The organism is Pseudomonas sp. 58 R 3 (genome assembly GCF_900006605.1).
GTDB lineage: Bacteria > Pseudomonadota > Gammaproteobacteria > Pseudomonadales > Pseudomonadaceae > Aquipseudomonas > Aquipseudomonas salomonii.
The window spans coordinates 221,839-235,771 of the sequence record NZ_CVTT01000038.1; the positions used below are offsets into that span (position 1 = coordinate 221,839).

At 61.7% G+C, this 13,933-nt stretch carries 12 protein-coding genes; 8 read left to right on the forward strand and 4 right to left on the reverse strand.

What is annotated here, in order from left to right; all coding sequences use genetic code 11:
* The first annotated feature begins 44 nt into the window (after positions 1–44).
* Both BFP92_RS06745 and BFP92_RS06750 read left to right on the forward strand, forming a co-directional pair.
* Complete coding sequence (locus BFP92_RS06745) at positions 45–1,064, forward strand: alpha/beta fold hydrolase (protein ID WP_065928892.1); 1,020 nt, start codon at positions 45–47, stop codon at positions 1,062–1,064.
* A 58-nt stretch (positions 1,065–1,122) separates the two neighbouring features.
* Positions 1,123–1,776, forward strand: a complete 654-nt coding sequence (locus tag BFP92_RS06750) for a DsbA family oxidoreductase (RefSeq protein WP_065928893.1) — start codon at positions 1,123–1,125, stop codon at positions 1,774–1,776.
* A gap of 121 nt (positions 1,777–1,897) precedes the next feature.
* Here the strand turns inward: BFP92_RS06750 and BFP92_RS06755 are convergent, their stop codons facing one another.
* Complete coding sequence (locus tag BFP92_RS06755) at positions 1,898–2,668, reverse strand: MipA/OmpV family protein (RefSeq protein ID WP_065928894.1); 771 nt, start codon at positions 2,666–2,668, stop codon at positions 1,898–1,900.
* Positions 2,669–2,893: 225 nt separating this feature from the next.
* Here BFP92_RS06755 and BFP92_RS06760 point away from each other — a divergent pair, with 225 nt between their 5' ends.
* From BFP92_RS06760 to BFP92_RS06785, 6 genes are read left to right on the forward strand one after another with little or no spacing between them, the layout of a single operon-like run.
* The gene (locus BFP92_RS06760) at positions 2,894–3,604 is read left to right on the forward strand and encodes an MtnX-like HAD-IB family phosphatase (RefSeq protein ID WP_065928895.1); all 711 of its coding nucleotides are present in this window, start codon (positions 2,894–2,896) and stop codon (positions 3,602–3,604) included.
* The gene (locus tag BFP92_RS06765; protein WP_017137021.1) at positions 3,597–4,991 is read left to right on the forward strand and encodes an aspartate aminotransferase family protein; all 1,395 of its coding nucleotides are present in this window, start codon (positions 3,597–3,599) and stop codon (positions 4,989–4,991) included. The genes BFP92_RS06760 and BFP92_RS06765 overlap by 8 nt, the downstream gene beginning before the upstream one ends.
* Positions 4,988–5,878, forward strand: a complete 891-nt coding sequence (locus BFP92_RS06770) for an alpha/beta hydrolase (RefSeq protein WP_065928896.1) — start codon at positions 4,988–4,990, stop codon at positions 5,876–5,878. The genes BFP92_RS06765 and BFP92_RS06770 overlap by 4 nt, the downstream gene beginning before the upstream one ends.
* A gap of 9 nt (positions 5,879–5,887) precedes the next feature.
* Positions 5,888–7,012 (forward strand): GNAT family N-acetyltransferase, encoded by a 1,125-nt coding sequence (locus BFP92_RS06775; RefSeq protein ID WP_065928897.1) that lies wholly within the window; start codon positions 5,888–5,890, stop codon positions 7,010–7,012.
* Positions 7,012–8,790 carry a sensor histidine kinase gene (locus tag BFP92_RS06780; protein ID WP_065928898.1) on the forward strand — a complete coding sequence of 593 codons (1,779 nt, stop codon included), beginning with the start codon at positions 7,012–7,014 and terminating at the stop codon, positions 8,788–8,790. The genes BFP92_RS06775 and BFP92_RS06780 overlap by 1 nt, the downstream gene beginning before the upstream one ends.
* The gene (locus BFP92_RS06785) at positions 8,780–10,177 is read left to right on the forward strand and encodes a sigma-54-dependent transcriptional regulator (RefSeq protein WP_056858830.1); all 1,398 of its coding nucleotides are present in this window, start codon (positions 8,780–8,782) and stop codon (positions 10,175–10,177) included. The genes BFP92_RS06780 and BFP92_RS06785 overlap by 11 nt, the downstream gene beginning before the upstream one ends.
* Before the next feature lie 134 nt (positions 10,178–10,311).
* Here the strand turns inward: BFP92_RS06785 and BFP92_RS06790 are convergent, their stop codons facing one another.
* The 3 genes from BFP92_RS06790 to BFP92_RS06800 are packed head-to-tail and all read right to left on the reverse strand — an operon-like array spanning position 10,312 to position 13,888.
* A complete protein-coding gene (locus BFP92_RS06790) occupies positions 10,312–10,650 on the reverse strand; it encodes a GlpM family protein (RefSeq protein WP_065928899.1) in 339 nt (112 codons plus the stop codon).
* Complete coding sequence (locus BFP92_RS06795; protein WP_065928900.1) at positions 10,650–11,987, reverse strand: two-component response regulator AauR; 1,338 nt, start codon at positions 11,985–11,987, stop codon at positions 10,650–10,652. The genes BFP92_RS06790 and BFP92_RS06795 overlap by 1 nt, the downstream gene beginning before the upstream one ends.
* Positions 11,987–13,888 (reverse strand): two-component sensor histidine kinase AauS, encoded by a 1,902-nt coding sequence (locus tag BFP92_RS06800; protein WP_065928901.1) that lies wholly within the window; start codon positions 13,886–13,888, stop codon positions 11,987–11,989. The genes BFP92_RS06795 and BFP92_RS06800 overlap by 1 nt, the downstream gene beginning before the upstream one ends.
* Positions 13,889–13,933 lie beyond the last annotated feature (45 nt).

Consider the following 13,933-nt stretch of genomic DNA (forward strand, 5'->3'; position numbering starts at 1 on the left):
ATCAGACTCGCGCTCTACTGGGGTTCTGCGTTTCGGTGTTTTTCATGCGCGTGTGGTGTTTACTGGCCGCTCTATTGTTCGGCCTGCCGTCCTTTGCGGCTTCTCGATGTGATGTCAATGTCCCGACCCAAACGGTCGACCTGGAAAAAGTCAGCATCGCCTATCAGAGTATCGGCCGAGCGTCCGACCCTGCGTTGCTGCTGGTCATGGGCCTGGGCGGGCAGTTGATCCACTGGCCGGATGAAGTGGTGGTGGCCTTGTGTGAACAGGGTTTTCGGGTGATCCGCTACGACAACCGTGACGTTGGCCTGTCCACCTGGCGCCAGGCATCCGCCAGCGCCAACCTGACGTTCGAAGTGCTGCGCTACAAGCTCGGTTTGCCGGTGGCGGCGCCGTACACGCTGACCGACATGGCCGACGATGCATTGGGCTTGATGGACGCGCTGCAGGTCCAGCAATTCCACGTGCTGGGCGCAAGCATGGGCGGCATGATCGCCCAGCATCTGGCAGCCATGGCGCCGCAGCGGGTCGAAAGCCTGACCCTGGTGATGACCAGCTCCGGCGCCGAAGGCCTGCCGGCGCCCAACGCCGCGTTGGTGCAGTTGCTGTCGCGGCGCAGTGCGCCGAACCGTGAAGTGGCGTTGGAACAGCAAGCCGATTTACTTGCCGCCCTGGGCAGCCCCAACGTGAAAGATGATCGCCAGGCGCTGCTGCATCAGGCTGCGCTGTCCTACGACCGCGCCTTCAACCCGGACGGCGTGAAGCGCCAGATCATGGCGATTCTGGCCGAGCCGAGCCGCGTGCCTTTGCTTAACCAGTTGCGCGTGCCGACCCTGGTGGTGCACGGCACCGCCGACCCGTTGTTGCCGGTGATGCACGGTGTACACCTGGCTGCGCATATCCAGGGCAGCCAGCTGAAGCTCATACCGGGCATGGCCCACCGTTTCCAGGAAGCCTTCAAGGCGCCGCTGCTGACGGCAGTGCTGCCGTACCTCAAAGCCCATCGTGAGGATGCCGCGCATTGGGCGCAGATTGACCTGGGCGAGCCTTCGAAGCTGCTGTGAAGTTGGTGTATCGTGCAACCTTTACGGCGCATTAATACTGCCAGCGAGGTTGCCTGCCATGAGTACTCCCCTGAAAATCGATTTCGTCAGCGACGTGTCTTGCCCCTGGTGCATCATCGGCCTGCGCGGCCTGACCGAAGCCCTCGACCAACTGGGCAGCGAGGTGCAGGCCGAGATTCATTTCCAGCCGTTCGAGCTGAACCCGAAGATGCCCGCCGAAGGGCAGAACATCGTCGAGCACATCACTGAAAAGTACGGCTCCACCGCCGAGCAATCCCAGGCCAACCGTGCGCGTATCCGCGACATGGGCGCGGCGCTGGGCTTTGCCTTTCGCACGGACGGGCAGAGCCGCATCTACAACACCTTTGATGCGCACCGGCTGCTGCATTGGGCGGGGCTTGAAGGGTTGCAATACAACCTCAAGGAAGCGCTGTTCAAGGCGTATTTCAGTGATGGGAAAGACCCGTCCGACCACGCGACGCTGGCGATCATCGCCGAGAGTGTCGGGCTGGATATCCAGCGTGCGGCGCAGATTCTGGCGTCCGACGAATACGCTGCTGAAGTCCGTGAGCAGGAAGAATTGTGGATTTCACGCGGTGTGACTTCAGTCCCCACCATCGTGTTCAACGACCAGTATGCGGTCAGCGGTGGGCAACCGGCGGAGGCCTTTGTGGGTGCGATTCGCCAGATCATCCAGGAAGCCAGGGCCTGATGATCGTTCCCACGCTCTGCGTGGGAATGCCGCCCCGGACGCTCCGCGTCCTGCTCTTGAAGTCGTGACGCAGAGCGTCACAGAATGCCTTCCCACGCAGAGCGTGGGAACGATCAATGGCTCAGTCAAACTTGTAGCTGATCGCCGACTGCACCTGGCCCTGGTTCACGTTGCCGGTCTCCTTGACGATGCTGCTGTTGGCCGCTGAACCCACCAGGTGTGTCCAACTGGCGCTGGTCAACAGCGACCAATGGGTCGCCAGCGGGAACTCGAAACTCTGGGTCAGCGTCAGGTTCTGAAAACCCGCGCTGGCGTTATAGGCGCGAATGCCGGACGCCGCTGACTCTTTATCGTCAACGCCAAAAAACGCCTGGGTCTGGCGCGCATCGGCAAAATGCGCCATCAGGCCGGTGCTGCCGATAATGCCGCCGCCCAGCGGGTAGCCCAGTTCGCCACCGACCTTGCCCAACACACCACTCTGATCACGCGGGCCGCCGACGGCCTGGCCGACCTGGGCGTACACGCGCCAGAACTCGGCCGGTGCGTACTGGATGAAACCCCCGACTTCGGCCATGTCCGGCACATCCCGCAAGCCACGCAGCGAGCGATCGGCCGTGCGCCCCGGCAAGTAATTGATATACGGGCCGGCGGTGAAACCGTGGGTATTGAGTGCGCTCCAGGTCAGGCCATCGTCGGTGCCCAGGCTCACATTGCCCCAGTCCAGATCGAAGTAGGGAATCGGCCGGGTTTCGTAGCGGCTGCCTGTCGGGTCGTGGGGCTGGTAGCTGACGCCTGCGCCGACTTCGCCGGTGATGCCTTCGGCCAATACCGAGCTGGAAAAGCCCCACAGCCCCAGCAAGCCGGCGAATACAGCAGAAGTAACCTTGAACATGGAGCGTTTCCTTATCTGAACTTGCGCGCATTCACGCGCGAAGCGCCTCCCTGACGCAAGCACTCATCTTGTTTGTAGCAAGCTACAAAAATTGTAGCTCCTGCGACACAAATCGCCCTGCATAGCGACCAAAACCCCAGCCCCGCTGGGCTTTGGCCAGTTGGCACAGTCTCTGCAATACCTCTGGCACAAGCGCACAGAGCGCTCCTCTTCCAGGTAAACGCAATGATCCAGTGGCATATCGTGTGCGACTTCGACGGGACCATCACCCCCACCGACGTCATCGACAACGTCCTCCAGCGCTTCGCCGGCCCTGAGTGGGAAACCATCGAACAGGAATGGCTGGATGGGCATATCGGTTCCCGCGAATGCCTGAGCCGTCAACTGGCGCTGATCAAAGCCACCCCGGCTGAACTGCTGGCGTACTTCGACAGCGTTGAGATCGACCCGGACTTCCCGGACTTCGTCGATCACGTCATGGGCCTGGGCGCGACCATCGAAGTGGTCAGCGACGGCATCGAGCAAGGCATCGCGCGCATCCTGTCGCGCAACTACGTGACCTTGCTGCCGATCCTTGCCAACCGCCTGCGCCAGGTCGACCAGAACAGCTGGCGCATCGACTTCCCGTACTCCAGCGATGCCTGCCGCGCCGCCTCCGGCAACTGCAAGTGCAAATCCACGCCGCGCAACAAGCGCGTGCTGGTGATCGGCGACGGCAAGTCCGACATGTGCGTGGCTTCAACCGCCGACTTCGTCTTCGCCAAAGGCAGTCTCGCCAAGTACTGCGAAGCCAACAATATTCCCCATGCGCGCTTCGACACCTTTGCCGAACTGCCCGCATTGCTGACCGCTTTGCCACAAGGCATCGCCGCTAACTCCGGCGCCTTTGCCGCCGACCTCTCTGTTGAAAATCAGGAACTCTTCCACCATGTCTGATATTCGTATCGCTACCGCCGAAGACCAGATTCTTCTGGATAAAGAAGCCAAATACTGCTCCTACGGCGACACCGTTCACTACATCGAGCCGCCGCGTATTTTCAGCCGTTGCGAAGGCTCCTACGTGTGGGACACCGAAGACCAGGCCTACCTCGACCTGCAAATGTGGTACTCGGCCGTTAACTTCGGCTACGCCAACCCGCGCCTGAACAACGCGCTGAAACAGCAGATCGATACCCTGCCGCAAATCGCCAGCCAGTACCTGCACAAAGGCAAAATCGAGCTGTCGGAAATGATCGCAGTCGACGCCAAGAACAAATTCGGCCTCGACGGTCGCGTGCACTTCAACGTCGGCGGTTCGCAGTCGATCGAAGACTCGTTGAAAGTGGTGCGTAACGCCTCCAACGGCAAGAGCCTGATGTTCGCCTTCGAAGGCGGTTACCACGGCCGTACCCTCGGCGCTTCGTCGATCACCTCGAGCTTCCGCTACCGTCGCCGCTACGGCCACTTTGGCGAGCGCGCCAACTTCATCCCGTTCCCGTACCACTTCCGCGGCCCTAAAGGCATGACCAAAGAAGAGTACGGCAGCCACTGCGTGCAGCAATTCGCGCGTCTGTTCGAGACCGAATACAACGGCGTCTGGGACCCTAAAACCAACCAGTGCGAATACGCAGCGTTCTACGTCGAGCCGATCCAGGGCACCGGCGGCTACGTGATCCCGCCGATGAACTTCTACCGCGAATTGAAGCAAGTGCTGGATCAGCACGGCATCCTGATGGTGTCCGACGAAATCCAGATGGGCTTCTACCGCACCGGCAAACTGTGGTCGATCGAGCACTTCGACGTGCAGCCGGACGTGATCGTCTTCGGTAAGGCGCTGACCAACGGCCTCAACCCGCTGGGCGGCATCTGGGCCCGTGAAGAGTTGATCAACCCGAAGGTGTTCCCGCCAGGTTCGACCCACTCCACCTTCGCCTCCAACCCACTGGGTACGGCGGTAGGCCTGGAAATGTTCAAGATGACCAGCGAAGTCGACTACGGCGCGATGGTTATGGCCAAGGGCAAATACTTCCTGGAAGGCCTGCAAGACCTGCAGAAACGTTTCCCGATCATCGGCGACGTCGACGGCCTGGGCCTGGCCCTGCGCTGCGAAATCTGCGGCCCGGATGGCTTCACGCCGGACAAGGCGACCCTGGACTACATGGTCGAAGAAGGCATGAAGGGCGACATGATCGTGGATGGCCAGAAACTCGGCCTGATCCTCGACGTGGGCGGCTACTACAAAAACGTGATCACCCTGGCACCGTCCCTGGAAATCAGCTACCCGGAAATCGACCTGGGCCTGAAACTCCTTGAGCAGTTGCTGGTGCGAGCGACCAAGCGGTGAATGCTCCTGAGTTAAAAAGCATCGGGATCGACCTCGGTGAAGGTGATGCCGGCTTCGTTCTCGGTGAAGGTCCGGTCGGGATCCTGTTGATCCACGGCCTGACCGGCACCCCGACGGAATTGCGCCAGGTCGCCAAAGGCCTGGCCAAAGCCGGTAACTGCACGGTGTACGTGCCCACACTGGCTGGGCACTGCGGCGATAACAGCGACCTGCAGGCCACCGGCTGGCTGGACTGGTACGAAGGCGTGCGCAAGACCTTTGCGCAGGTCAAGCAGCGCCACGAACAGGTGTTTGTCGGTGGCTTGTCCATGGGCGCGGTGATGTCCATGTATGTGGCCGCCGAGCACCCAGGGCAAGTGGCCGGGCTGTTGATGTATTCGACCACCTTGAAGTACGACGGCTGGAGCATTAACAAGCTGGCGTTTTTGACGCCGTTGCTGATGAAGATCCCGTTCGGCGTGCACATCTGCCGCTTCGAAGAGAAGCCGCCTTACGGCATCAAGAACGAGCGCCTGCGGGCGATCGTTGAGCGTCAGATGAAGGAAGGCGAAAGCAGCGAGGCCGGTTTGCTGACCATGGAAGGCATCACGGTGCGCGAGTTGCACCGCATGAACGCCGTGGTCAAAAAGCGCATGCCCGAGATCAAGGTACCGGCGCTGGTGTTGCACTCCATCGAGGACGACATCACCAGCCGCTGGAACGCCGATTACGTGGAACGCCACCTCGGTGGCCCGGTGACCAAGATTCTGCTGGATAACTGCTACCACATGATCACCGTCGACCTGCAATACCGCCGGGTGATCGAGTTGAGTGCAGAATTTGTCGAGCAACACGCCGCCCCGGCTGTACAGGCACCCGTGGATTATCGACAGCGGGCATCAGCCTAAGGACTAGACGTGATTACCGCCCAAGCCTTCTCGACTATCCGGGCCATCCCGCGTTGCGCCTGGAATGACTGCTTTCCCGCAGCCCTGGAGGATTGGGATTTTTACGTCGCCGTGGAAAACGCCGCGATCGATGATTTCAAGTGGCGTTACCTGGCCGTCTACGACGATGAAACGCTGGTGGCCGTTGCCCCCGCGTTCATCACTTATTATCGCCTCGACACCACGGTGTCGGGCGCCGGCAAGCGCTTTACCGAGCGCCTGGAGCGACTGTGCCCGGGTGTTTTGCGCTTGCAGTTGTACGCCATCGGTTCGCCGGTGGCCGAGCGTTGCGACGCGGGTATCGCCAGTCACGTGCACCAGGAGCAGCGCCCGCTGCTGATCAAGCACTTGCTGGAGGCGGCCCGCCAGGACGCCGATACCTTCGGGATTGGCCTGGTGGCGGTCAAAGACGTGCCGACCAATGACCTCGACTGGGCAGACAATTGCCGCCAGGCGGGCTTTCAGAGCATGCCAAGCTTGCCCAGTGGCTGGCTGACGGTGCCTTACGGCTCGGTGGACGCCTACCTCGGCTCGCTGTGCAAGGCGACCCGCAAAGACCTGCGCCGCAAGTTGCGCGCGCCAGGCCCACGGGTCGAGTGGCGGCACAGGATTGATGATGTGTTGCCTGAGGTGATGCGCCTGTACGAAGACACGCTCAGCCGCGCCGATTTGCAGTTCGAACGCCTGCCGGCGAGTTACTTCACCGGCATCCTGGAACGGCTGCAAGGGCGTGCGGTCTGTGCTCTTTACTGGGTGGATGAGCGGCTGGTAGCGTTCAACCTGGTGCTGTTGGACGAGCACCGCCTGGTCGATAAGTTTTTCGGGCATGACCGTGAATTCACCCGTGAATACAGTTTGTACTTTCGCTATTGGTTGACCAATGTCGACTACTGTATTGCACACAAGATCCCGCTGTACGAGTGCGGACAGGAGGGTTATGCCAGTAAGCTGCGCCTGGGCTGTGAGTTCCGGGGCAACAGCATGTTCTTCCGTCACCGTAACCGGCTGGTCAACAGCGTGCTCAAGCTCGTGAAAATGTATATAAGACCGGATCGATCCGACCCTGCCATGGCTGCTGCGATAAGCGAAACCTGATGATCACCAAGACCCGCCAAAAAGCCCGCCCCTTTGCCATTTCGCGTTGGAGCGTCCAGCGCAAGCTGGTGCTGGCGTTCTGGCTGGTCAGCGTTATCCCGACCATGATCGCGGCCGAACTGGCGGCGACCACCTTGTCGCAGATTTTCGACAGCAACGTGCGCATCTGGCTGCAAGAATCGACCAAGATCGTCAAGGACGAAATCGGCGACATCCTGCATGACAACGCGCGTATGGCCAAACTGTTCCTGCGCTACACCGCGCCGCCGTCGAGCAAGCAAGCGGCCAAGCATGACCGCCTGACCGCCGACATCGCCGACGCCACCGATATCGATGTGGTCGCGCTGATTCGCGTGAGTGACCATAAAGTGGTGTTCAGCACCGCCGCCGACGATGTGGTCAAGCAGATCAACCTGACCAGCAACGCGGTATTGCAGACCGTGCAAGTGGCCGGCGTGACCACAGGCCTGGTGGTCTCCACATTCGAAACCACCCAGGAGGGCGTCGATTACCTGCTGCTGGTGGCCACGTACCTGGACAGCAGTTTCCTCACCAGCGTGGCCGATGTGCATTCCCTCGACCTGCGCCTGTACCTGGCCAACCCCCAAGGGTTTTCCGAGATATTCTCGACCCAGCGTTTTGAAAACCACCCTTCGCGCATCCCGAAGAATGTCGAAACCGCCATGCGCGCCACCAAGCAGCCGAGCGAGCAGTTCACCAATAACTACAGCGGTTTGTACTGGCCGATCTTCAATGACTCCGGCGAACTGCAAGGCGTGATCTTCAGCGGCCTGTTGCGTCACACCAGCCTGGTGGGGCTGGTGAACCAGAGCAACCTGTTCGTGCTGATATTCCTGCTGAGTTCGGCGTTGTCCCTGGGCGCAGGGGTCCTGGTGTCACGCCGCCTGACCAAACCGCTGCGCGATTTATCCCAGGGCGTTGACGCGGTGATCTCGGGCAATTACGAGCATCGCGTGTTGGTCACCGGCGGCGATGAGCTGGCGCAACTGAGCAGCACCTTCAACCACATGACCGAGCGCCTGGGCGAGTTGCATCACCTTGAAGCTCAACTGCGCCGTCGTGACCGGCTGCATGCGTTGGGCGAGGTCGCCATGGGCCTGGCCCACGAGATTCGCAACCCGTTGGGCATCATCAAGACCGCCACCCAATTGTTGCACCGCCGAGTTGACCTGCCGGACACCGACAAGCGCCACCTGGAATACGTGATCAGCGAAGTCAGCCGCATCAACGACCTGATCACCGAGTTTCTGGATTTCGCCAAGCCCAATCCGCCCCTGCGTGTGTTGCAGGCGGCGCGCCCGGTGGTGGAAGAAATCCTCGGCTTTTGCAGCCCGGAACTGGCCACCCATAACATCGATTCGCACATCGATGACCAGTCGCCCGGCGCGACGATCTATGCCGATGCCAAGCAACTCAAGCAGGCGTGCCTGAACCTGATCCTCAACGCCATCGACGCGATGCCCGGCGGCGGGCGCCTGACCTTGGGCATTCGCAGCGTGGACGGCAATACGGTGATCAGCATCGCCGACACCGGCCAAGGCATTCCGGCCGATATGATCGAGCGCATCTTCACACCATTCGTCACCACCAAGGCCTCGGGCACGGGCCTGGGGCTGGCTAAAGTCTATTCGATCATGGAAAGTCACGACGGCAGCATCGAATGTGCCAGTGAGAAAGATGCCGGCGCCACCTTCAGCCTGTACATTCCGGCCCATGGCGAAGACGACGGCGACGATGAGGAAGTTCATGACGCATAACGTATTGGTAGTCGACGACGAGCCCAAGCTCTGCGACTTGCTGTCATCGGCCTTGAGCCAGAATGGCATCCAGGTGTTTACCGCCGGCAACGGCCTGCACGCGCTCAAGGTGCTGGAGCAGGAAGACATCGACCTGGTGATCAGCGACTGGCGCATGCCGGGCATGGACGGGCCGGCGCTGCTGGCCGAGATAAAAGTGCGCTTCCCGGAGTTGCCGGTGATCGTGATGACCGCCTACAGCACGGTAAAAAACGCCGTGCAGTCGATGCGCAACGGCGCCTATGACTACATTGCCAAGCCGTTCGATATCGACGAGCTGGACATCACTGTGGCCAAGGCTTTGCAGTTTCGCGACATTATGCGCGACAACGCACGCCTGCGCGCCGAGCTGGATCACCATGCGCAGTTCGACAGCCTGGTGGGCGACAGCCCGGCGTTTCGCCAGGTGCTGCACGCGGTCGATTCGGTACGCGACAGCAACGCCACCATCCTGCTGACCGGCGAGAGCGGCACCGGCAAGGAAATGGTCGCGCGAGCGATTCACAAACATGGCAGCCGCGCCGACAAACCGTTCGTGGCGGTCAACTGCGCGGCCATTCCCGAAGGCTTGCTGGAAAGCGAGATGTTCGGCCATCGCAAAGGCGCCTTTACCGGCGCCGTGGCCGACCGGGTAGGGCGCTTTATGCAGGCCGACCAGGGCACTTTGTTTCTGGATGAAGTGGGCGACATGCCGTTGGCGTTGCAGGCCAAGATCCTGCGGGCCTTGCAGGAGCGCGTGATCGAGCCGGTGGGCGACCCCCGCGAGCGCAAGGTGGATGTGCGTGTGATCGCCGCCACCAACAAAAACCTGCTGGATGCGGTGGCCAATAAAGAGTTTCGCGAAGACCTGTATTACCGCCTCAATGTATTCCCAATCCCGTTGCCGGCCCTGCGCGAGCGCGCCGAAGACATCGTGCCCCTGGCTCGCCACTTCGCCCAGACCCTGAGTGCTACTGCGGGCAAACGCATCACCGGCTTCAGCCCCGAGGCATTGCAGGCGATGGCGGCTTACCACTGGCCGGGCAATATCCGTGAGCTGCAAAACTGTGTAGAGCGGGCGACCATCGTGGCGGCTTCGCCGGTGATCGAAGACATCGACCTGCCGGCTTACCTGTTTGCGTCCAAGCCTGCCGAGGACGGCGTTACGGCGCTGCTGGGCGACACACCGGGCGTGCCTGCCGACCTGGATGCGGCGCTGGCTGAGGTTGAGAAAACCTACATCATGGCGGCGCTGAACGAGAGCAATGGCGTGCAGGCTGCGGCGGCGGCGAAGATCGGGATTTCCGAGCGCAGCTTCTGGTATCGGCTGAAGAAGCTGGGGATTCAGGTCGAGAAGATCATCCGCTGAAAGTGTTTGATGCCGATCGTTCCCACGCTCTGCGTGGGAACGCAGCCCTGGACGCTCCGCGTCCCGAAGCGTGACGCAGAGCGTCACAAGCGGCATTCCCACGCGGAGCGTGGGAACGATCAGGTTGAGGTGTGTCAGGCGTGGATGCGTACCCACACGCTCACCAGCACGGTCGCCGCCATCAGCCACGCCACCGCCGCCACGGCGAGTGACGCCTCCAGGCGCATGCGGTCGACCATCACGTACAGTGTCGCCAAATACACAAAATACGGAATGATCGACCACATCCCAAACAGGATGGTGGTCTTCAGGTCGTCCAGCGAACGGCCCTTGCCGACGATGTAATGCGCGATCAGCGCAAAGGTCGGAAACAGCGGCACCAGCCCTGCGATGTAGTAGTTTTTGGTCTTCGCCAGCGCCGCCAGGATCAGCACCACCGCCGCGCCCAGGGCGGCTTTCAGTAGTAAGTCCATCAGTGGCTCAACCCGTATTTCTTGACCTTGTCGAACAGCGTGGTCTTGGCCATGCCCAGTTCCAGGCTCGCCTGGGTGAGGTTGCCGCCGCTGCGTTGCAGGGCATCGTTGAGCAGGTTGCGCTCGAAGGCTTCCACCGCTTCGGTAAAGGCCAGGCCGTGATTGCTGCTGCCGGCGCCGCTTTTCTTGAAGGCCGGCAAGCCCAGCGCAAAGCGTTCGGCGACGTTGCGCAGTTCACGCACGTTGCCTGGCCAGTCGTGGCTCATCAGGGTCGATACGGTCTGGTTGTCCAGCTCCGGCACACTGCGGTCAAAACGCAAGGAGGACTGCTGCAGGAAGTGTTCGAACAACTGCAGAATGTCTTCGCGGCGCTCGCGCAGCGGTGGTAATTCCAGGGTCACCACATTAAGGCGGTAGTACAGGTCGCTGCGGAACTGGCTGGCGCGGCTCAGCTCGTCAAGGTCGGATTTGGTCGCGGCAATCACCCGGCAATCCACCGCCACGCTCTGGTTGGAGCCCAGGCGTTCCAGGGTGCGTTCCTGCAACACGCGCAGCAGCTTGATCTGCAGGTTGATTGGCATGCTTTCCACTTCGTCGAGGAACAGCGTGCCCTCATGGGCGTGTTCGATCTTGCCGATACGCCGCTTGCCCGCGCCGGTAAAGGCGTTGGCTTCGTGACCGAATATTTCGCTTTCGAACAGGTTCTCCGGCAGGCCGCCGCAGTTCAGGGCAACGAACTGGTGGTCGTGGCGCCGGCTGAAATCGTGCAAGCAACGCGCGACCAGTTCCTTGCCGGTGCCGGTTTCGCCTTCGATCAGCACGTTGGCCGAGGTGTCAGCGACGTTGGCGATCAGCTCGCGCAGGTTCTGCATGGCGGGCGAGCGGCCGATGATGCGGCCTTCCAGCGAGTCGCGCTCGGCCAGTTGGCGGCGCAGCGACCAGACTTCCCGTGCCAGCCCACGTTGCTCAAGGGCGCGGCGCGCCACATCGACCAGGCGTTCGGGGGAGAAGGGTTTTTCCATGAAGTCGTAGGCGCCGTTACGCATGGCGCCGACTGCCATCGAGATATCGCCATGGCCGGTGATCAGCACCACCGGCAGGCTTTTATCCAGGGCCTTGAGGCGGGTCAGCAGCTCCAGGCCGTCGATGCCTGGCAGGCGAATGTCGCTGATGACGATGCCGGCAAAGTTCTCGCCGATGCGCTTGAGCGCTTCCTCGGCACTGCCCACGCCCACGCTGTGAATGTCTTCCAGCGCCAGCGCTTGCTGGCAGCCGAGCAGCACATGGGGGTCGTCTTCGACGATCAGAACGGTGAGGTCTTTAGGATCGGTACTCATCATGTCGACTCAGCTTTTTGGGTGCCCACCAACGGCAGGCACAAGACAAAGGCAGTACCACCACTGGCCGGGTGTTCCACGGCGAGGTTGCCGCCGGTGGCCGCCGCCAGGCTGGCGGAGAGGGTCAGGCCCAGGCCCAGGCCTTGTTCGCCGGGTTTGGTGGTGAAGAACGGTTCGAATAAATGTTTGCGCGCTTCGGGGTCGATACCGTGGCCATTGTCGCGCACGTGCAGACGGTATTTACCGTCGGTGCCCTGGCCGTCCAACCATAGTTCGGGGGTCGGCTGAGCTTGCATCGCATCGAGCGCGTTGCCGATCAGGTTGACCAGGATCTGCTCCAGGCGGGTCTGGTCGATCTGCAGCCGGGCGGGGGCGAAGTCGCGGTGCACGGTCAATGGCAAGCCGTCCAGGCGCGCGCCCAGCACCTGGAAGGCGGCGTCCACGGCTTTGCCCAGGTTGGCTTCGCCCTGGTCATCACCGCGCCGGGCAAACGAGCGCAGGCTGGCGGTGATGCGGCCCATACGGTCGATCAGCTCGTTGATGGTCTTGAGGTTGGCGCTGGCGGTGTCGAGGGCGCCACGTTCGAGGAAGCGCACCGTGTTGCCCGACAGCGTGCGCAATGCCGCCAGCGGCTGGTTCAATTCATGGGCAATGCTGGTCGACATCTGGCCGATGGCGGCCAGCTTGCCGGCCTGCACCAGTTCGTCCTGGGCGCGACGCAGGGTTTCTTCGGCCTGGCGGCGTTCACGGATCTGGCCCTTGAGCCGTTCGTTGCTGGCGCGCAGGTCGGCGGTGCGTTCGGCAATCCGTCGTTCCAGCTGGCTGTTGGCTTCCTGCAAGGCTTCGCGCGCAGCGAGGCGGGTGGCGATGACTTTGCGCCGCTCGTTCCAGGCGATCAGCAGGAACGCGACCAGGCCAAAGGCGACCGCCACCAGAATGCCCTGATTGATCGCGGCGCGGCGCAGGTCGTTAAGCGGGGTCAGCAGGGTGAAGTTCCACGGCGTGTCGCTGAGCGGGCGGGTCTGGGCCAGGTAGCTGACTTCACGCTCGTCGTTGACCACTTCGCTGTTGGCCGGGAAGGTGAGTTTCTCGGAGCCTTCGTTGAGACGCTCGCGGGCCAACGGCTCCAGCTCGTTCAAGGTTGCCCAGTAATATTGCAGGCTGTGGGCCAGGCGTTCCTTGGTGTCATCGCTCAGCGGGCGCACGGCCTTGAGGCGCCGGGCCGGGTCGCTGGAAAGGATGATGATGCCGTTTTCGTCGCTCACAAAGGCTTCAAGACGCGCGCGTTGCCAGCGTTCTTCGAGGGCTTCAAGGCGCACTTTGACTACGGCCACGCCGATGATCTTGCCATGCTCTTCGAGGCCGTGGGCCAGGTAGTAACCGGGTTCGCCGTTGGTGCTGCCAATGCCATAGAAACGGCCGGGCTGGCCGCGCACGGCATTTTGGAAATAGGCACGGAAGGACAGGTCTTCACCCTGGTAACTGTCGGCATCGCGCCAGTTACTGGTGGCCAGCACGCGGCCGGTGGTGTCCATCACGTAGATGGCCCGACTGCGACTGCGTCGGTTCAGGCCTTCGAGGTAACCGTTGACCGTTTGCCGGGTTTCCTGGCTCGGGTCGGCCAGCAGCCTGGAGACGCTGGATTCCAGCTCCAGCAGGCTGGGCAGGTAGGTGTATTTGCTCAGCTCGCTTTCGACGGTGCGGGCATGCAGTTCGAGCTGGCGCTCGCCGTTGTCGCTGAGGGTGCGGATGCCATAGTACTCACTGACCCAGAAGCCGATGTAACCCAGGCCGATCATCAGGGCGATGATCAACGGCGGCAGGAACAGTTGGCGAATCAGACGAGGTTTCACGGCAAGTGATGGCGGTGCGGCGCGAAATTGGTTGGGGTCGCATTTCATCACAGATGCCTTGGGTCAACCAGAGCTTGCCGGCCTGCTCGGTCC